This window comes from Mesorhizobium sp. WSM4849 (assembly GCF_055811385.1).
Genome location: NZ_JBVVPW010000011.1, coordinates 121,408 through 137,778, shown reverse-complemented (window position 1 = coordinate 137,778; position 16,371 = coordinate 121,408). Strand labels below are relative to the sequence as shown.

The window sequence follows — 16,371 nt, the reverse complement described above, 5'->3', positions numbered from 1 at the left end:
TCGCTTTCGGATTGCTTAGGCGCGGCCGAGCTTTTCGGAGCCGCCGCCGCGAGCCGGTCCGGCCGTCGGATCCTCGTCCTCGGCGAGATGGCCAATCAGCGTTTCCGTGGTAAGGATCAGCGTGGCCACCGAAGCCGCATTGGCGAGTGCTGTGTAGGTGACACGAACCGGATCGATGATCCCTGCCTCGAACATGTTTTGATAGCTGCCGGCAGACGCGTTGTAGCCGTAGCCGCCGTTGATGCGCGTAACTTCCGCCACAACTGCTTCGGGATCGGCGCCGGCATTGGCGGCGATGCGCCAGAGCGGCCGCGACAGCACCGACCGCACCAGGCGCACGCCTTCGGCGACATCGCCGTCGACGCCGGCCGACACCTTGTCGAGCAGCGGCGCGATCTGGGCAAGCGCCGAGCCGCCGCCGGCGACCACGCCCTCTTCGGATGCGGCGCGTACCGCATTCAGCGAATCCTCGATGAGCTGAATGGTTCGCTTCTGCTCGACGGGTGTGACACCGCCGGCATAAAGGATCGCGGTACCGCCAGAAAGCTTGGCCAGGCGTTCGCGCAGCTTGTCCTGATCGATGTTCGGCGGCGAAGCTTCATACTGCCGCTGTACCTGGGCGCGCCGCGATGCGATTGCCGCATGGTCGCCACCACCGCAAATGATCGAGGTGTAGGACGAACTGGTCTTCACCCGGTCAGCCTGTCCGAGATCGTCGGCGGTGATGTTCTCCAGCCGGCCGCCAAGATCGCGCGCGATTACCTTGCCGCCGGTGATGATCGCCAGATCCTCCATCATCGCCTTGCGCCAATGGCCATATTCCGGCGGGTGGACCACGAGGTATTTTCCCGGTCCTTGCTTGCCGAGTAGCGTCACCACAACTTCCGGCGACATTTCCTCGGACACGATCAGCAGCGGTCGACCATCCTCGTCGGCAATGCGGCGAGCCGCATCCAGCGCCTCAGGCTCCTTGATCTTGAGATCGGTCATCAGAATGTAAGGCCGTTCGAGAACCGCCTCCATCTTCTCCTGGTCAGTCACCATGTGATGCGAGAGATAGCCGCGATCGAAGGACATGCCCTCGACCACATCGAGCGTGGTCTCGGTGGTGACGCTGAAGTCCGTGGTGATGACACCTTCGGCTCCCACGCGCTGATGGGCTTCCGCCACCAGCGCGCCAAGCTTGGTATCGGTCGCCGCAATGTTGGCGACCGAAGCCAGGATGCTGTTGCCCTTTGCCGGCTTGGCCGAGGCCTTGAGCGCGGCCACCACCGCCGCCACCGCAAGGTCTATGCCCTTGCACAGATCGACGGATTTCACACCGCGTTCATTCGCCTCCACACCGCCCTGGATGAGAGCGTTGGCGAGCACGATGGCAGTCGTGGTACCGTCGCCAGCGACCTCATTAGTCTGCATCGAGACCTCGCGGACCACTTGCGCGCCCATGTTTTCGAAACGGTCGTGCAATTCGATCTCGGAGGCGATGCTGACACCGTCACGGGTCACCATCGGCGTGCCGATCGGCCGGTCGATCATGGCGTTCATGCCTTTGGGGCCGAGCGTCGGCTCGACGGCAGCGGCCAGCCGAAAGACGCCACGGGCCAGAGCACGGCGGGCCTCGGAATTGTGAAGCATTATTTTGGGCATGATTCCTCCTTCCGCCTTACGGGCGGGTTGTTGGTTAGGGGCCTCGTGCGAGGGAGGCCGTTGTTTCAGCTCTGCTTCAGGCGGTCGGCGCGGCTCGTGCCGGCACGCGGTCCATGATGAAATCGACCAGCGTCGGTTCGCCGTCGACCACATCCAGTTCCTTGTATCTCGTCTGCTTGAGTCCACGGCACAGCGCGCCGTTGAACTCCATGTTGACGCGCACACCGCGCAGATCGGCGAGATGGGCCCCGAGTGCGGCGGGCGGAATGCGTTGCCCTTCCCATGTCACGAAGACAGGGTCATCCGCGCGGCGGTCGGGGTAGCGCTCGAGCAAAGCCGCCCTGTACCTCGGCTTCTGGTTGGCCGCCTCGCCCGGGTCGAACCGGGCGACGTCGTATGCCGGCAGGTCCATGGCGAGGATTTCCCGATCTGTCAGACCGTGCTGCCTGAGGCCGCGCAAGACTGCCTCTTGGCGGCGCTTGAATGCCTTCATCCTGAAGGTTTCGCGCAAAGCGCCGAGATCCTGATCCTCGGCAAGCTCGGCGAATATGTCGCCGAATGTCTTGCCGGCTTCCATGCCACGATTGACCTCTTCCGCGAACATGTGATCGTGCAGCTTGACACGATAGGCTGGTGACCACGATAGCTGGTCGAGCGCCTTGCGGACGCCGTCCAGCATGAGGAACGCGAAGTTGGGCGAGCACCAGTAGGTCGGCAGGCGGAAGTCTATTTCCACGCTGCCGTCGCTCGTCATCGCGGCCCGCTCAACGAAGCCCATCTCGGTAATCGGTTCGTCGAGTTCGGGGTCGTTAACCTCACCAAGGCACCGCCAGAGTTCGTTCTCGCGGTTGCCGGAAACGCTGGCGGTTGCCATGGCCCCTACTCCGCCGCGATGCTGAAGGGCGAGCCGGCGAGCGCCTTCTTCTTGGCTTCGACGTCGATGTTGTAGAGGCGCGCGGCATTGAGGCCGAGGATCTTCTCCTTGATCTCGTCGGTCAGTTGCACACCGCGTTCAGCGGCGATGTCCTCGGGGATCTGGTAGGCCCAGAATTTCTCGACCAGCCAGCGCGGCGTCCAGATCGCATAGTCGGAACCGAACAGGATTTTCTCCGGCCCGATCCAGAACAGCAGTTCGGCGATAACCTCACCAAAGTAGCGCGGGCGGGAATGGACGAAAGGCAGCGCTACGGCCAGGCCGCCATAGACGTTGGTTTCCTGCGTCGCAATCCAGCAGAAATCGTCCAGACGCGGCAGGCCGCAATGCTCGATGATCCAGTTGAGGCCCTGGAAATCCGTCGCCGCGTAGTCGACGTCATGCACGTCGAAGGCGTCCTTGCTGAGCGGGATGATCGTCGGGCCCTTGTGGACGTGGATGTTCTTGATGCCGAGCTTGTCGCAAAGTTCGAAACATTTGTAGGCATCGGGATCGGTGAGCTTCCAGCCCTTGGAGGCGCCGTTCCATTCGGCCGTGTACATCTTCACGCCCTTGACGTCATAAGTCTCCTTGAGGAAGTGGATGTACTCGAGCGCCTTCTCGCCGTCGCGCGGGTCGAAGGCGCCGTTGACGATGAAACGCTCCGGATAGCGCTTGGCCACCTCGGCATTGCGCTCGATCGTGTTGAAGCCGTTCTTGTAGAAGTCCTTGAGATAGGTCGACTGGACGATCGCCACATCATCAGGACCATCGATGAACAGGTCGCGATAGAGATCGTCGGCGCTGTACTTCTCGAACTTGCTCTTCTCCCACAGCTGATCCTTGGGGCTCAGCCCGGTGTGATAGGCGTAGAAGCAGTCGATGAACTGCTTGCCGTGAATATTCTTCTGGTTCTCCGGGCTGCCGTCCCAGAAATGGGTGTGGCCATCGACCACGAAAATATCCTTGCCTTCCGGTGTCCTAAACATTCTTCCCTCCGCGAGATGGGGTGTTGATCGGTTCGGCGTGCCGCAACCAGGGCGGCGCGCCCGATTTTTTTGGCGGCTATTCGATGTATTCGAACATCTCGTCCATGTTGCCGAACAGGATCACGGTGTTGTCGTCGACGCGAACCATGCGGCCGTAGTGGGTGGAGGTGTTGACCTCGAAGGTCTCGGCTGAAATCTCGCGGCCGAGATATTCTCCGATCGCGTCCATCTTGAAGATCAGCTTGCCATCGCCGTCGATGCGGATCAGCGCCGGCTGGTAGGTGATGGTCACCCCCGGCTTCTGGCCCATGAATTCGGCGATGGCCCTGGCCTCGACCGAGTCATTCATGGTGACGCCGCACTGATGCGAAATCGTCTGTTCGAAGGTGATGTCCTTCATCTCCTTGAAGATGTTGGAATGCGTTGCGTCGCGTGCTGCTAGTGACATGACATCTCTCCCTGTGTCAGCGCTTGAGGCCGAGTTCGCCGAGGATCTGGCCAATCCGTTCCTCGGATTTGGCGCGGACATCCGCGAACGCGACCGGCTTGGAATGCGGCATCGACCAGATCGGCTGCAGGGCGGTGGCTGCCTTGTCGGCGAGCGCGCCGTGTTTCTTGACCCAGCCCTGGAAGAGCTTCTTGTTCGCCACGCCGTGTTTCTCGTCGTTGGCGAGCATGTGCATGAGGTCGATCGTGTTGGCGAGGTTTCGCTCGTAGTCGGCCTCGGCTGCCGAGATCACTGCAGGCGTGATGAAGTCATGGTTGGCGGCGGCGATCTGCATCAAGAAGCCGGAGCGGAATGCTTCCCCGACCAGCGGCTCGAAGACGATGTTGATGGCGAAATACTGTTCGAGGTAGTCGGTCGCGCCCATGATGGTTTCGATCGCTTCGCGGGTGCCTTGCCAGTTGTTGTCTTGGAGCCAGGTCTTCTTGCCGAGCTCGTCGTCCCAGCCGGGAAGGTCCATGCCGATCTCGGCAAGGTAGAGAGTGATGTCCTGCGCAAGCCGCAGCTTGTAGGACGAGTTGGTCAGCGTCGCGTTGTTGATCATCTGGGTGTAGCCATAGCGCTGCGCCTGCATCAGCGAGGTGCCGAGCCCGAATTCGGCATGCTTCCACGCGCCGAGCTGCGCCTGCAGGATCTTGACCCAAGCCTTGTCAAAGGTCTTGGGCGCGCCGGACTTGCGGGCATTGTTGATGACGCTCTGCACCATCGTCTCGATCTTCGACTGGCGCTGGTAGTGCGTGCGCTCCCATTCCTGATCGGGGGCGCGGAAGGCATGCCAGTTGGAGCTCTGAGCGGCGGTGTTCTGCTTGACGTAGGCGCCCTTGCCGTCGGCGAAGGAGATGATCCAGTCCTGGATCAGGTAACGCTCCGGGTCAGGCTGCACGTCGACCGTCATGTCCTCGTAGTGGGTGGCACGCTGGCCCTTCGGGTTGAAATACCGGTACTTCCGGCTGTCGGAGTCGGCAAAGATCGCCGCGCCGGCGGCTCCGGATCCGACTGAACTCGAGGTAGCTGGCATAGTCTTCACTCCCTTGTTGCAGTTGTGGTTACAGTTGCGTGGCCGCCCTCTCAGTGGGCCGGCGTTGCACCTGCCGATGTGGTGAACTTGTCGAAGAAGATCCGCTCCGTCTCGAACCCATTCATGAACAGAACCGGCTGAAGCGCATCGATCATCGGCGGCGGGCCACAGGCATGGACATCGCCCTGCCCGTCGACCGCCAGTTGCTTGAGCTTGGCGTCGACACTCTGATGCACGAAACCGCGCTCGCCTTGCCATTCGGCATCATCAGTCGCGTGCGACAGCACGGGAATGAAGGTGACGTCGGAATGGTTACCGATCAGCTCGGCGATCCTGTCGAGATAGAACAGGTCGTTGCGGGTGCGGGCGCCGTAGAAGAAATAGACCGGACGTTTCTCGCCGCTCTTCAGATGGTCGTTGAGGATCGACCAGATCGGCGACATGCCCGATCCGGCCCCGACCAGGATCAGGGGTCCTTGCCGTTCGTCCCGGCGGAAACAGGTTCCATAAGGTCCGACGACGGTGACCTCGGCTCCGACCTTGATGCCTCCGGAATCGAGTTCTCCGGAGAACTTTCCCTCAGGGTATTTTTTGATGATGAAGCAGAGTTTTTGGGTTTGGTCCGGCGTATTTGCCATGGAGAACGAGCGCGTAATCGTCTCCCCTTTTTGCGTGGTAACCGTGATGTCGACATATTGCCCCGCCCAGAACTTTATCGGCGAGCCGAGTCCGATCTCGATGCCGCGAATGTCGTGGGTCAGGTGCTCGATCCGGGCAATCCGGCCCTTGAACGTCTTCACGGCGATCGCTTTCGCCAAAATCTCCTCGTCGTAGTTGAGAAGCTCGACTTCCAGATCGGAGTAGGCGATACAGCGGCACAAAAGGACGTGGCCGCTCTCCTTCTCCATGTCGTTCAGCGCGAAGGTCGAGTATTTGAGCATGTCGACTTCGCCTTCGAGCAATACGCTTTTGCAGGCGGAGCATTGCCCTTCCTTGCAACCGTGCGGCAGCGCGATGCCCTGGCGGAACGCGGCGTTGAGCACCGTTTCGCCATGCTCGACGTCGAATTCGACGCCGACCGGGCTGAGCCTGACCGTGTGGGTTTCCGACATACGGACCTCCAGTAAGACAAGGGGCGGGACGAACCCGCCCCCTTTGGCCTGATCAGTTGCAGGGATTGATGGTGAAGCCGGCCCGGTATTCCGCCAGGTGCTTCTCACGATCCGCGGGCGACATGGCACGCAGCGCGTTGAGCGGCGACCCGAGCTTGTTGCCGCGCACGTCGTCCAGCGTCCACATCTCCTTGTCGTCGAAGCGCATATGCGGCTGCGGGACGAGCGTCTTGCCGTCGGAGCGGACGAAGTTCAGGTCCTTGATCGCATCGGCCAGATCCCAGCCGTCATAGAGCGTCTCCCACTCGCGCTTGCCGCTGAAGCGGCCCATCGCGGGCGTCGGCCGGCCCTGATACTCGTCGGCGAACGCCACGGTGGCAGTCCACTTGTCGAGTTCGTGGGCGAAGGTGTGCAGCTGGCCGTCGATCTCGCCGACAACCATATCCTCACGGATCAGGCAGGGAACGAGGCAGGACCAGCAGCGGTGCGGATAGACGTAACCGACGTCGCTGTTGAACAGCAGCACCTTCTCGCCCTTGTGGCTGAGCTTGGCGTACCATTTCCAGAAGTCGCCGAATTCGGCGTACCAGCCCGGATACTTGTGCTCGAACCACTCGAAGTCCTTGTCGGTCTGGGCTTCGATGCGCCAGAAGTTGACCGGCCAGCCGACCGCGAAGAACTGTCCGACCTTGTGGACGTAATTCTTCTTGGTAATGCGTTCCCAGGCCGCTTGGACGTCGTCGTGATGGACCTTGATGCCGTATTTCTCGAGCGGCAGCATGTAGGTGCGGTAGTAGTCCTCGTAGATCCAGCGGTGCCACATTTCCGCGTAGGACTCCTTGTTCTTGTCGCGGTTGGTAGTGCCGTATTCGATGAAGGTGCCGATGGCCGCGTCGACGATCGCGTGGTTCTGCCAGAAGGCGTAGCGAAGGTCGCGCTCGAGCAAGAGGTGATTTTCCGGCTCCTTGAGCGCCGCCATCAGCAGCGAATGGCCATTGCCGATATGCCGGCTCTCATCGGACTGCACCGACAGGAAGACGGTGGGCAGCGCATAGTCACCATTGCGGGCGGCTTCCGATGGCATGGCGACGAACAGCGTGTTGGTGAAGGCGGTCTCGGCGACCACGGTCAGGTACATGCAGGCGGCGGTCATCGTGTCGCCGGTGATGAAGCCTTCCGCGAACTGCCGGCCGATGGTCGTGGCATAGCATTTTCCGAAGGCTTCCTCCGTAATGTCGAAGCCGGCCGGATCGATGTAGTTCTCCATGTACCATTTCTTCAGGTTCATCTGGATCGTCGAGTGACGGAACTCGTCGATCATCTGCATGGTAAAGCCGGTCCGGAGTTCCTCGCCGGGCGCGATGCGGGCGACCATCGCCATCGAGCGAGCGGCGGAGATTTCCGGGAAGGGAATGATGGCCAGGAAGAGCTTCATCCATTCGACCCACCGCGGCTCGACGTTGCGGAACATGTCACCGCGCAACGCCGCATCGAGCGCGCCATATACGCGGTTGTCCTTCTCTTCCTGCATGGGGAAATAGGACCGCAGGACCTGCTTCATCGGGTCTCGCGGCGTCTTGTTGATCTTATAGTCTGTCGGAAACGTCATCGCTTCCTGGACGTAGGAAGGATTCCAGCCGAGATCGGCAATCTTCTTGGTTGCCTCGCCCACGGAGATTCCGCGTTGCGAGGTAATCTTGTTGAGCGTCAGAGACGTCATGGTCATAAGCCTCCACCAGGTTTGAGCCGCAGGTTCCTTGACCCCCGGCATGAAGCGGCGCACAGCGCCGCAAGTGAGAGTGCGAACGGCACGACAAAGGGCTGCGCATACAGGCGCGACTCATGGTTCGGCCGTTCAAGTGGATCGCGGCAAAGGTTCTAGAGGCGTCTGGCAGGGATCCCCGGCGCCAATCGCATTTGCGATGGGGCGTATCGAAGCGGACGCGACTGGTCCCTGCTTCCTCCGTTCCTTCGTTCTTTTGGCACCGCGTCAAAAAGCGCGATGGGCTTCTTATGGAAGTGTACAAAGCAAGCGCCGTGCCAATTTGAAAACAGCACCCATGGCTGGCGCTCAAAACAAAATCGCCGCTCTTTCGGCATATGAGCTGATAGCCAACTGTAACGTTCTTTTACAGTTGTAACGTACGCCTGTAATATTTAGCATCTATTCGCAATTGCAACATATTTAGTTAGCAAGTGCAGCAAATCCGACAACAAATATTATCTATTCAATTGTTACCCTTTCTCTACTATTTGACGGCGATGGCCCATGGACGGGCGACGCGCCGGAGAGAGAACATGCCGAACAACAAAGACAGCCGAGGGCCGCACGAGCCGATGTCCAGCCAGGCCGATGGCGTCACCGGCGATCTTGTCAGGCTGATGTCCCGCGATCTGGTCTTTGTCATGCGCTTCATGGGCGAGAGCCAACATCGCCTCCAGAGCCACTTCCAGGATTTCATCCGGGCCGAGCTTGCCGCCGGCGGCGTCACCACGGAAACCCATCCGATGATCCATCTGTTCATCGAGAACCATGCGATCCTCTTGCGCGACTTCGTGTTTTCCGGCGTTTCGCTGTCGCGCCAGTTCCGCGTCGACGAGATCGAACGCCTCACCGGCGATACGACATCGATGATCCGCGTCGACATCTGGGACCAGCTCAAAAGCCACATTGAAACGGCTGAAAAACAATTCCATTCGCAGGCCGGTACATTGCCCAAATTGCTGTCGGCTTTCGAAAAACCACCCGGACCGATGGCTGGGAGCGAAAAATGACGGGAAGATCCGATGGGCAAACTGCCAAGCGTGACGCGCTACTCGCCCGCCGGCTCGATCTTGTTGCCAACGTCTCCGCGCTGACTGCCGAGGCGCTACGGCTCAATCAGAAACGCGCCGGTGTCGAGATGGATATGCTGCGCCTGGAACTCGAAATCGGCAGGAGCGGCGGCAGCGCGCAACTGGTGCAGGACTTGCATGAAGCGGAGGAGAGAGCCGCGGCAATCATGCTCGCATGTGCGGCGTGCGAGGAGCGCATCGTCGCCGCGGAAGCCGACGTCGAGGACGTCGACCGCAGCCTCGCGGCGACGGTGGGTAACTGACGAAGGAATGGTCATGAACCAGCACGCGATAGAGAACCTGACCTTGTTCGACCTGCTTGCGCGAAGCTGGCGTCGCCCGTCGGCGATCGCCGACCTGCGCTTCAGCGCCGATGGCTCGACCGTCGCCTTCACGTGCGTGGATGGAACGGTCGCAATAGCCACGGTCGCGGACCAGGAGCCGCCGGAGTCGCGGATCAGAGTGAGCGGCGATCTCGGCCAGACGACGATCCGCCCAAGGGAAAAGTTACCAGCGCCATTGATTGCCACTGCTGCATTAGGAGATGGCGATATCCCGCTCGCCAGCTACCTTCGGTCCAGCTTCCTCGTCGGAACAGCGGCCGGCGAGGCGGTGCATCTGACCGCGGACGGCAGCGTGATGGAGACGCTGGTCAAGATCGACGGACCGATCGTCGCTATCGACCACAGCCCCCAGACGGCAATGACCGCCGTCAGCAACGGGCAGGATGTCTTCCTGTCACGCGGCCACGGCGACGCGTTGAGACTGCGACATGGTGCGGCACCGTCCACGGACGCGCTTGCCTTTTCGCCGGGTGGACGGCGCCTCGCTTATGGTCTGGAGGACGGATTATCGATTTGGATTGTCGAAGGCGACGCGACCTTGATAAGCGATATCAGTTTTTCAGCGCGCCCCGTGTCGATCCGCTGGAGTGGCGACGGCACCTGGCTGGCCTGCGGGCTCGAAACCGGAGGCTTTGCTTTGGTCAGCATGACCGATGGCCGAGCTGACATCGTCGAGGGATTTCCATCGCCGGTCCGGACAGTATGCTGGAGCCTGCCGGAAAATGCGCTGTTCACATCGGGCGCATTCCGGATCGCCGGCTGGTCAATGACCGCCCCGCCGCTTCACGGCGATGCCTCCGGCGCGTTGGAGACTGGCCGCGCCGGGCTGGTGCCGGTCGAAACGGTGGCTGCGCACCCGGAAAAGAAACTGATTGCAGCCGGCTATACCAATGGCCGGATCACCATAGCCCAGATCGGCGCGCGGGACGAACTGCTGGTCAGACCCTTGGGCGGTGAGATCGCGGCGCTTGCCTGGTCGGGCGACGGACGGCACCTGGCGGTAGGTTCGGTAGACGGCACCGCCGCGATCGTCACTTTTCCCGCGCAGATGTTCAAATAGTGGTTGCGTGCAACAGGAGGAAAAGATGCAAACGGAACCCACACCCGAGGACGAGAGCAAGGACGAATTTTTCGAACGGCTCGCCAACCTGTCGGAAGAAATGGTGGCCAAGCACGGCAAGGATTTCAGTATGGGCGCATTGGTGCTCGCCGCCCGCTGGATCGCCGAAAACCGCGTCGGCCATTTGAAAACGAACTAGGGTTCGGATCGCAGGCAGGTGCTTCATAGAACGGCAAGGCGTTCGAAGGAACTAACACTGCGACACGCTCTTGAATCGCCAGGCGCTTCCGCCGCCTGGGTCCGGATGTCGATTGCTAGGGCGTCACCCGCTTTGCTGCGCATGAAAGATCAGTAGCGCGGCATACAGCGGATCGTGGATACACCGACGAAGATCGGTTGGGGTGGCCAGTCGACAGATGTCGACGACAAGATCGCCACGTCCCTCACCGCCCCTGGGAAAGCTCTTGCGATTCACGCGCAAAGAAGCGGCTTTAAATCAAATCAATCTCGCGATCAGACTTTTCATGAGGGGAATTCGCTGGCGGGCGACGATCCTATTCATGGCCAGCTCAATCGTGCCGCTGTCGGTCTCCAGCAGTTCGATCAACGGCACGGCCGATAGCAGTGGTGTCGGCGTAAGGCTGCGGAGATTGGCGTCTAGCGCCGTTGTTGCTCCGGCTACCAGCCCAAAGTGATTATCTGGGACAGCTCGGCGATGTCGCCATAGATCATCGAACCCTTGACGAGAAAACACTTGTCACCGAGGACTTCGAAGAGCGAGCTTGACGCGGTGCAAACCGGCAGGTTCTTCGAATTGGCGTACGTCCCGAGGGGCGCGGTTTCGACCTTACGGTCCGCGGCTTCGGCATAGCCGACGCTGATCGCGAGGATAGCGATAGCAATGAGAGTCGTCTTGCTCATATTTAGCCCCTAGAGCCAGCGGGCTTCTTGGGCAGCAAAACCGGGCTGCCGTCCCTGGCCTTGCCATGGTCGCGCTATGCATCAAAGTAGCACCGGCCCATATGGGCTTCATCCATCGATTGGATGAAGCGGGCTCATCTATATTAGCCAACGCTTGACGATGCCGCTTGCCGCTCCAAAATCTTCTGCATGGCGCGGGGAATTGGCATTGGTGACGGGGTGGTGATAACGGGCACGGCGCGAAGGCGGGGTCACCGAGGATCGCGTCCGCGTCGCCATTCCGGGCGAAGCCACTGGATGCCCGGGCAGAGGTCCGATCGGCCGATCAAGCCCGACGCAGAGCAATTTTTAGGGTGCCCCATATGCGGCCAGGACTTCGACATGCGCGATCTTGGCCACTACTCCCCGGACCACCAGCCGCTATCCTATGGAGATACATAGGAGGCCTTGCACATGGCAAACCACCAGGTCCGAAGCACTATCACACACATTGGGACGCTGACGTCGCGCCCGCAGGCATTTCTGATCTTTTTTACCTATGCCGGCCTCTGGCTAATTTTCGATCGGGATAGCCTCGATTGGCACGCCGTTGCGACACTGGCGACGTGGGCGATGACGCTGTTCATCCAGCGCGCCGAGCATCGCGATACGCAGGCGCTGCACGCCAAACTGGACGAACTGCTTCGCGCGGCCAGTGAGGCCGACAGCGAGACCGCGACGGTCGACAAGAAAGAACCAGAGGAAATCGAGGTCCAACGCGAGTGGGAACAGCAAGGCGATTCACCAAAGCGAACACGATGAATACCGATCGGCAGGTCACGCAGCATCGTTATCGGTCGCAACCAAATAATACCGGAAGTGATTGCGGATGTGCTCGTTGAAATTTTGGCCCTTGGCAAACGCGGCTTTGAACTCGGCGAAGGTCTTCGCCGGCACATCCTCAACTCGTGCCGTTTGTTGCTGGCGACGATCCATACCGAGATCTCGATAGCTGGAGGCAACCGAGGGCGCACTCAACTCCATTGCTGGTGAAATAAAATCGGCCGATCGGACCTCATTCAGATCGTGCTGCGCGAGTGGCTTGACACCAATGCTTATTTGCCGGTGCGGTCGATCGACGAGGAAAGCGAGACGGACAGCAGCGCGTAGGCTGGGATGCGACCGGTACGTAGAAGACCCGCCGCTATATTAGCGAAGCGACGGGCTTCCACCGCATTCCCCCACACCTGACCATGCAATTGCGGTGCCAGATGTATTGACCCATTGCGGGGCCCCTTATGGCTTCTACACAGCGGAATTATCGCCACGTACTTCGTTCGCATGTTTCAATTCCATTAGCTTGAGCGCATCTATTCGCCAGCCAGGCGAGCACCCCAAAGGCTCGCTGGTCAGGCCCAGCGGCCTCCAGCTGCCAGTCCCCCTCGCAACCAAGCCGCTGGGCCGTCCCCGCTGACCCCATCGCCGCCGGCCGGCGCTCTACAGGCAATTTACCCCGACGCCCCCCAAGTGGCGCCGGCCGCAAGCGACTGACAATCGCTCACCAAATCAAAGCGGGGCTGTAGGTTGCGGACCTTTCCCCTGAACGCGTCCTTCAGCCGCCGTTAGCAGGTGCTGCCGGAGCGGGCGCGGCTGGGGCAGGTGCGGCTGGGGCAGGTGCGGCCGGCTCTGCCGGAGCGGGCGCGGCTGGCGCTTCGACCTTGGGCGCTTCGACCGTGGGTGCATCAACCTTGGGCGCTTCAATCTTTACATCGAGGTCCTTTCCGTCGCCCCCGCCCGGGATGTTGATAACGCCGGTGAACAACAGCAGGATCACGATTGCGATAATTGCGAGAACGACGGCGACAGCAGTGCCGCCGCCATTTCCGCCTGAGTTAACAACCGTTGGACCGTCAGCCATGGCCACCTCTCCTATCTCTGAATTATCACTGGTCGGCAAATGGGACCGGCGGTACTTAGTTCCGCCGCAGGGCTATGGTCCCACATGCGGTAAGACTGAAGTCGTTGCGTCATAGACAGAGGGCTGAGAGCCGGCAACCAAGACCTTACCAATGCATTTGGATTGAGCCGCCGAGCAAAGTCCCTTCATCGGTGGCTCACCGGGTGCTCGCTGTTTGTCCCCCATCGGCGGGCACCCTAACAGGGGAAAGAACTGTGACCCTTATCCAGAGCAGACAGAATGTCGATGAGGTCGCAAGCCGACCCGCAAATGACAATCAAACTCCTAACCCAACAGATTTCTCGGTGGTTGATCTCATTTCGTCGAGCGACGATGAGGTCGCTGCCATTGTCAGGCGAGCAGAGAACCTGGCCCTTGCCGTTATTATAGTAATGGCGATCTTCCTGATCCTTGCACCGGTGGTCTTCATTGCCATGAGGTATGGGATCTGAGATGTCCCGCTTTAGCCCTCGTCCCAGAAATCCTGCAGCGAAGCGTGCCGAAGTTCGTCCTCGCCCCTGAGATACTTCACACGGACTTTGATTCCTGGTTTGACCCACTGCGTCGCCGGCCGCTTTGGCATGTCCTTGGGCCGTGGCCCAGCATGTTCCTGGGCGCGCTTCCAAAGCCGCTCCCGACGCCAAGGGGGGAGCGTGCTGAAGGTAAAGCCCATCGAAGCAAATAACGTCGGAAGAGAAAGCCTCGGAGGCATAGAGGAGCGCCGCTATCGGCAGGCCCGGCCAACTTCCGCGATCACGCCATAATCAATCTGGCGAACTTCTTCCTTCGTTGCGAACCCCAACGCCGCTTGGCCGGCGCCAATCTAGGCAACCCCACCTCCCCCGCTCCCAGCGGCGCTGGCCATCTTTTCGCTAATGCATATCGCGCAAAAGTGCGCAGCGGTTTTGCGATAACGACATGCATAAAAACAAGAACCTAAAGCGCGTCGCAAACGCCACGCGCTTTAGGGTAACTACATCGGTTACGCCATCACGCCACCACGACCGGTTTTCGGTGCCGTCATCCAGGGTATAGCTGCAGAGACGTCCTCGAGGATCTTGGCCGATCTGGCGAAGCCGGCGAAAGCCTCGCGTGCAACTGAAATGGGGACTTGGCCATCATAGGCGCGCTGGCAAGCTCGGAGCGCCGTGTCAAAGATTGGCCCTCTGCGATTCTTCGGCCATTCCTGCAGGAACTCGAAAGCATCAGCCAAGCATTCGATTTCCTCCACCGTGAACTCCCGTTTCCTGACGAAAACAGGCCGGGCGAAAGTCCTGTCGTTCATTACAACCTCCATTCAACTGAACGATTGTTTGAGCTTCCACGAGAGCCGTGAGCGACGGCTGCGGGAAAATATGTGAAGAGCACTTTTTGCTGTCAAGGAAGGACCAATTCTTAACTGAAGCAAAACTCATCGCAGGACCGAGACCGCATGCGGAATGTCGCTGTGTACCGCTGCAACCTGCAGCCGAGGGCGCTTTGAACTCCATTGCTCCCGATGAAAACCGAACACTCGCAAAGACCGCCCGGCGGCACCATAGGCGGCCCGGAAAGACCGTGACAACAGCAGAAAGCCCGCGCCCTCGGGGAGAGGACGCGGGCTAATCGGGGCCACCGATCTCGCAGCATTTGTATGGGGGACAATACTACGCTGCTGGCACTAAACTTTCGTCGCAGGACAGTGTTCCATCCTCAACGGAAAAAAACCGCAGGTTTGTGTTCGCCGCTATAGAAACTCCTCCCAACGAAGGACCGCGTACACTGCCCCGCCCACCATCGAGAGTACAGAAAGAACCAGGAGCAAGGCGACCGGGTATGGCTCGCTGACGACGGCGTCAGCTTCGTCCTGTTTCTCGTTCAAATTCTCGTTTCGATCGCCCTTCCTGATGACGCTGCGACCAAGCCCAGTTTTGCCCTGGGTCTCTGTCGAAATCTTGGTGGCGATATCCCATGCGATCACCGGATCATCGGGCAGATGCCTGTGAAGCCATTCAGGGAGACTGCGACCAGTGTTCTTGTCCATTTCGCGAACAAGTCTTCTGCTTTGAACTATGTCCAACTTGCTAATGTAATTTTAGCTTTCGGCAGTTTTTAAGGCAAGATGGCCCGGTCCGACCATTTTCGGCTGCTTTCGGTTTCAAGGCTCAGTAGCAACGCCCTGGTCCTTTGACCGCTTCAGCAGCGCACGCGACGCCTGCACCAAGCGTTGTGACAGGGCCAGTGTGTAGCGAAGGTCCTCAACCAGCGCCCTTCCGTGTTCGACGGTCCGCCGAACGCGCGTCGCACGGATCTTGTTGGTTTCCCAAATAGATTCTTCCACGTTTTCTGACTTTCCAAGGCTGCGTCTGCGACGGAGCGTTGGCCTTCGATTTTACATTATCTGCGTAAGAACATGCTGTGCTGATTACAACAAGTTCTAGCACAGACAAAAAAAGCCCGCCGTACCTGCAGGTGCGACGGGGCGATCAAGCGGTCACCAAGCACGGGTTGCTGGGATGTGCCCGGTGCGCGCGGACCGGGAAAAACCTACGCGCGCCGGCTGCCCGGCGTCTACCAACCGGCGGTTGGAAGAGATTTGTCAGCAGCGAGGCGCGGATCTTTCAATCTCCACCCCCTACCAGGACGTCGCGTGGGCCGAACAAAGGAACCCGCACCTCTGCTGGAACAAAGACACGAGCCCTATTCGGCGCGCCCCATGGCTCAGTACGGCGCGCCTGGGTGCGGACTGTTCCAACAGGCTCCGATAGCTTCCGCCCGGTCAATTCGCCTGGAACAAAACTTTTTAGAGGTGGTTTTCCCCGTGAAGGGACGGACTTTTCGAAGGAGATGTCTCGTGAAAAAAGTTCTGATCACCAGTATGCTGGCCATCGGCGTTGGCTGTGGTGCAGCATTCGCTCAGGAACAGCAGCCGGCCCAAAGCCAGTCGGGCGCCGATTGCCCGGCCGGCACGGCCGGTTGCCCGGAAGGTACGATGGGCGAACAGTCCCAAGGTAAGGCCGGCGTCACCACCGAGGAGCAGGCTCAAGGCAAGGCGAAGATGCAGATCGATGAGCAAGCCCAGGGCAAAGCCGGCGTAACCACCGAGCAGCAG

The 16,371-nt window shown here is 60.1% G+C and carries 18 protein-coding genes and 1 pseudogene; 7 read left to right on the top strand and 12 right to left on the bottom strand.

The window, feature by feature from the left end; all coding sequences use genetic code 11:
- Positions 1 to 15 precede the first annotated feature (15 nt).
- The 7 genes from groEL to AC0L3L_RS14590 form a co-directional block, all read right to left on the bottom strand.
- A complete protein-coding gene (gene groEL, locus AC0L3L_RS14620) occupies positions 16 to 1,647 on the bottom strand; it encodes a chaperonin GroEL (RefSeq protein ID WP_473638102.1) in 1,632 nt (543 codons plus the stop codon).
- Positions 1,648 to 1,723: 76 nt separating this feature from the next.
- Entirely contained in the window at positions 1,724 to 2,521 is a 798-nt protein-coding gene (locus AC0L3L_RS14615; protein ID WP_473638101.1) for an iron-sulfur cluster assembly protein, read from the bottom strand.
- Positions 2,522 to 2,526: 5 nt separating this feature from the next.
- Positions 2,527 to 3,549: an amidohydrolase family protein gene (locus AC0L3L_RS14610; RefSeq protein WP_473638100.1), complete on the bottom strand. Its 1,023-nt coding sequence runs from the start codon at positions 3,547 to 3,549 to the stop codon at positions 2,527 to 2,529.
- Positions 3,550 to 3,625: 76 nt separating this feature from the next.
- Positions 3,626 to 3,997: an MmoB/DmpM family protein gene (locus AC0L3L_RS14605; RefSeq protein WP_006206781.1), complete on the bottom strand. Its 372-nt coding sequence runs from the start codon at positions 3,995 to 3,997 to the stop codon at positions 3,626 to 3,628.
- Between the two features lie 16 nt (positions 3,998 to 4,013).
- A complete protein-coding gene (locus tag AC0L3L_RS14600) occupies positions 4,014 to 5,072 on the bottom strand; it encodes an aromatic/alkene monooxygenase hydroxylase subunit beta (protein ID WP_473638099.1) in 1,059 nt (352 codons plus the stop codon).
- A 50-nt stretch (positions 5,073 to 5,122) separates the two neighbouring features.
- The gene (locus AC0L3L_RS14595) at positions 5,123 to 6,184 is read right to left on the bottom strand and encodes a 2Fe-2S iron-sulfur cluster-binding protein (RefSeq protein WP_473638098.1); all 1,062 of its coding nucleotides are present in this window, start codon (positions 6,182 to 6,184) and stop codon (positions 5,123 to 5,125) included.
- Between the two features lie 52 nt (positions 6,185 to 6,236).
- The gene (locus AC0L3L_RS14590; RefSeq protein WP_376703428.1) at positions 6,237 to 7,910 is read right to left on the bottom strand and encodes an aromatic/alkene/methane monooxygenase hydroxylase/oxygenase subunit alpha; all 1,674 of its coding nucleotides are present in this window, start codon (positions 7,908 to 7,910) and stop codon (positions 6,237 to 6,239) included.
- A gap of 572 nt (positions 7,911 to 8,482) precedes the next feature.
- Here AC0L3L_RS14590 and AC0L3L_RS14585 point away from each other — a divergent pair.
- Genes AC0L3L_RS14585 through AC0L3L_RS14570 form a run of 4 tightly spaced genes read left to right on the top strand, consistent with a single transcriptional unit; the run spans position 8,483 to position 10,622 of the window.
- Positions 8,483 to 8,959, top strand: a complete 477-nt coding sequence (locus tag AC0L3L_RS14585) for a hypothetical protein (RefSeq protein WP_473638097.1) — start codon at positions 8,483 to 8,485, stop codon at positions 8,957 to 8,959.
- Positions 8,956 to 9,282: a hypothetical protein gene (locus tag AC0L3L_RS14580; protein WP_473638096.1), complete on the top strand. Its 327-nt coding sequence runs from the start codon at positions 8,956 to 8,958 to the stop codon at positions 9,280 to 9,282. Before AC0L3L_RS14585 ends, AC0L3L_RS14580 begins: the two co-directional genes overlap by 4 nt.
- A 13-nt stretch (positions 9,283 to 9,295) precedes the next feature.
- Positions 9,296 to 10,423 carry a WD40 repeat domain-containing protein gene (locus AC0L3L_RS14575; protein ID WP_473638095.1) on the top strand — a complete coding sequence of 376 codons (1,128 nt, stop codon included), beginning with the start codon at positions 9,296 to 9,298 and terminating at the stop codon, positions 10,421 to 10,423.
- A gap of 25 nt (positions 10,424 to 10,448) precedes the next feature.
- On the top strand, positions 10,449 to 10,622 hold the full coding sequence (locus AC0L3L_RS14570; protein ID WP_473638094.1) for a hypothetical protein: 174 nt from the start codon (positions 10,449 to 10,451) through the stop codon (positions 10,620 to 10,622).
- 479 nt (positions 10,623 to 11,101) lie between these two features.
- Here the strand turns inward: AC0L3L_RS14570 and AC0L3L_RS14565 are convergent, their stop codons facing one another.
- Positions 11,102 to 11,344 carry a hypothetical protein gene (locus AC0L3L_RS14565; RefSeq protein WP_258116479.1) on the bottom strand — a complete coding sequence of 81 codons (243 nt, stop codon included), beginning with the start codon at positions 11,342 to 11,344 and terminating at the stop codon, positions 11,102 to 11,104.
- 453 nt (positions 11,345 to 11,797) lie between these two features.
- On the opposite strand from AC0L3L_RS14565, the gene AC0L3L_RS14560 reads away from it, so the two are divergent.
- Positions 11,798 to 12,145, top strand: a complete 348-nt coding sequence (locus AC0L3L_RS14560) for a low affinity iron permease family protein (protein WP_473638093.1) — start codon at positions 11,798 to 11,800, stop codon at positions 12,143 to 12,145.
- 15 nt (positions 12,146 to 12,160) lie between these two features.
- Here AC0L3L_RS14560 and AC0L3L_RS14555 read toward each other — a convergent pair whose 3' ends face one another.
- Positions 12,161 to 12,319, bottom strand: a complete 159-nt coding sequence (locus AC0L3L_RS14555; protein ID WP_473527610.1) for a hypothetical protein — start codon at positions 12,317 to 12,319, stop codon at positions 12,161 to 12,163.
- 616 nt (positions 12,320 to 12,935) lie between these two features.
- Positions 12,936 to 13,241 carry a hypothetical protein gene (locus tag AC0L3L_RS14550; RefSeq protein WP_473638092.1) on the bottom strand — a complete coding sequence of 102 codons (306 nt, stop codon included), beginning with the start codon at positions 13,239 to 13,241 and terminating at the stop codon, positions 12,936 to 12,938.
- 254 nt (positions 13,242 to 13,495) lie between these two features.
- Between AC0L3L_RS14550 and AC0L3L_RS14545 the strand changes: the two genes are divergently transcribed.
- Positions 13,496 to 13,732: a hypothetical protein gene (locus AC0L3L_RS14545; protein ID WP_192357035.1), complete on the top strand. Its 237-nt coding sequence runs from the start codon at positions 13,496 to 13,498 to the stop codon at positions 13,730 to 13,732.
- A gap of 530 nt (positions 13,733 to 14,262) precedes the next feature.
- Here AC0L3L_RS14545 and AC0L3L_RS14540 read toward each other — a convergent pair.
- Both AC0L3L_RS14540 and AC0L3L_RS14535 read right to left on the bottom strand, forming a co-directional pair.
- Positions 14,263 to 14,565 (bottom strand): DUF982 domain-containing protein, encoded by a 303-nt coding sequence (locus AC0L3L_RS14540; protein WP_473638091.1) that lies wholly within the window; start codon positions 14,563 to 14,565, stop codon positions 14,263 to 14,265.
- A gap of 441 nt (positions 14,566 to 15,006) precedes the next feature.
- Positions 15,007 to 15,303 (bottom strand): hypothetical protein, encoded by a 297-nt coding sequence (locus AC0L3L_RS14535; RefSeq protein WP_473638090.1) that lies wholly within the window; start codon positions 15,301 to 15,303, stop codon positions 15,007 to 15,009.
- A gap of 810 nt (positions 15,304 to 16,113) precedes the next feature.
- Here AC0L3L_RS14535 and AC0L3L_RS14530 point away from each other — a divergent pair.
- Positions 16,114 to 16,371: pseudogene (locus tag AC0L3L_RS14530) on the top strand (DUF1236 domain-containing protein); the annotation flags it as partial.

What these genes read in the sequence shown, in the direction of transcription:
- AC0L3L_RS14595 (WP_473638098.1), bottom strand. Translation starts at nt 6,184, where the DNA reads ATGTCGGAAACCCACACGGTCAGGCTCAGCCCGGTCGGCGTCGAATTC.
- AC0L3L_RS14585 (WP_473638097.1), top strand. Translation starts at nt 8,483, where the DNA reads ATGCCGAACAACAAAGACAGCCGAGGGCCGCACGAGCCGATGTCCAGC.
- AC0L3L_RS14575 (WP_473638095.1), top strand. Translation starts at nt 9,296, where the DNA reads ATGAACCAGCACGCGATAGAGAACCTGACCTTGTTCGACCTGCTTGCG.
- AC0L3L_RS14540 (WP_473638091.1), bottom strand. Translation starts at nt 14,565, where the DNA reads ATGAACGACAGGACTTTCGCCCGGCCTGTTTTCGTCAGGAAACGGGAG.
- AC0L3L_RS14615 (WP_473638101.1), bottom strand. Translation starts at nt 2,521, where the DNA reads ATGGCAACCGCCAGCGTTTCCGGCAACCGCGAGAACGAACTCTGGCGG.
- AC0L3L_RS14550 (WP_473638092.1), bottom strand. Translation starts at nt 13,241, where the DNA reads ATGGCTGACGGTCCAACGGTTGTTAACTCAGGCGGAAATGGCGGCGGC.
- AC0L3L_RS14555 (WP_473527610.1), bottom strand. Translation starts at nt 12,319, where the DNA reads ATGGATCGTCGCCAGCAACAAACGGCACGAGTTGAGGATGTGCCGGCG.
- AC0L3L_RS14605 (WP_006206781.1), bottom strand. Translation starts at nt 3,997, where the DNA reads ATGTCACTAGCAGCACGCGACGCAACGCATTCCAACATCTTCAAGGAG.
- AC0L3L_RS14580 (WP_473638096.1), top strand. Translation starts at nt 8,956, where the DNA reads ATGACGGGAAGATCCGATGGGCAAACTGCCAAGCGTGACGCGCTACTC.
- AC0L3L_RS14610 (WP_473638100.1), bottom strand. Translation starts at nt 3,549, where the DNA reads ATGTTTAGGACACCGGAAGGCAAGGATATTTTCGTGGTCGATGGCCAC.
- AC0L3L_RS14570 (WP_473638094.1), top strand. Translation starts at nt 10,449, where the DNA reads ATGCAAACGGAACCCACACCCGAGGACGAGAGCAAGGACGAATTTTTC.
- AC0L3L_RS14565 (WP_258116479.1), bottom strand. Translation starts at nt 11,344, where the DNA reads ATGAGCAAGACGACTCTCATTGCTATCGCTATCCTCGCGATCAGCGTC.
- groEL (WP_473638102.1), bottom strand. Translation starts at nt 1,647, where the DNA reads ATGCCCAAAATAATGCTTCACAATTCCGAGGCCCGCCGTGCTCTGGCC.
- AC0L3L_RS14535 (WP_473638090.1), bottom strand. Translation starts at nt 15,303, where the DNA reads ATGGACAAGAACACTGGTCGCAGTCTCCCTGAATGGCTTCACAGGCAT.
- AC0L3L_RS14590 (WP_376703428.1), bottom strand. Translation starts at nt 7,910, where the DNA reads ATGACCATGACGTCTCTGACGCTCAACAAGATTACCTCGCAACGCGGA.
- AC0L3L_RS14600 (WP_473638099.1), bottom strand. Translation starts at nt 5,072, where the DNA reads ATGCCAGCTACCTCGAGTTCAGTCGGATCCGGAGCCGCCGGCGCGGCG.
- AC0L3L_RS14560 (WP_473638093.1), top strand. Translation starts at nt 11,798, where the DNA reads ATGGCAAACCACCAGGTCCGAAGCACTATCACACACATTGGGACGCTG.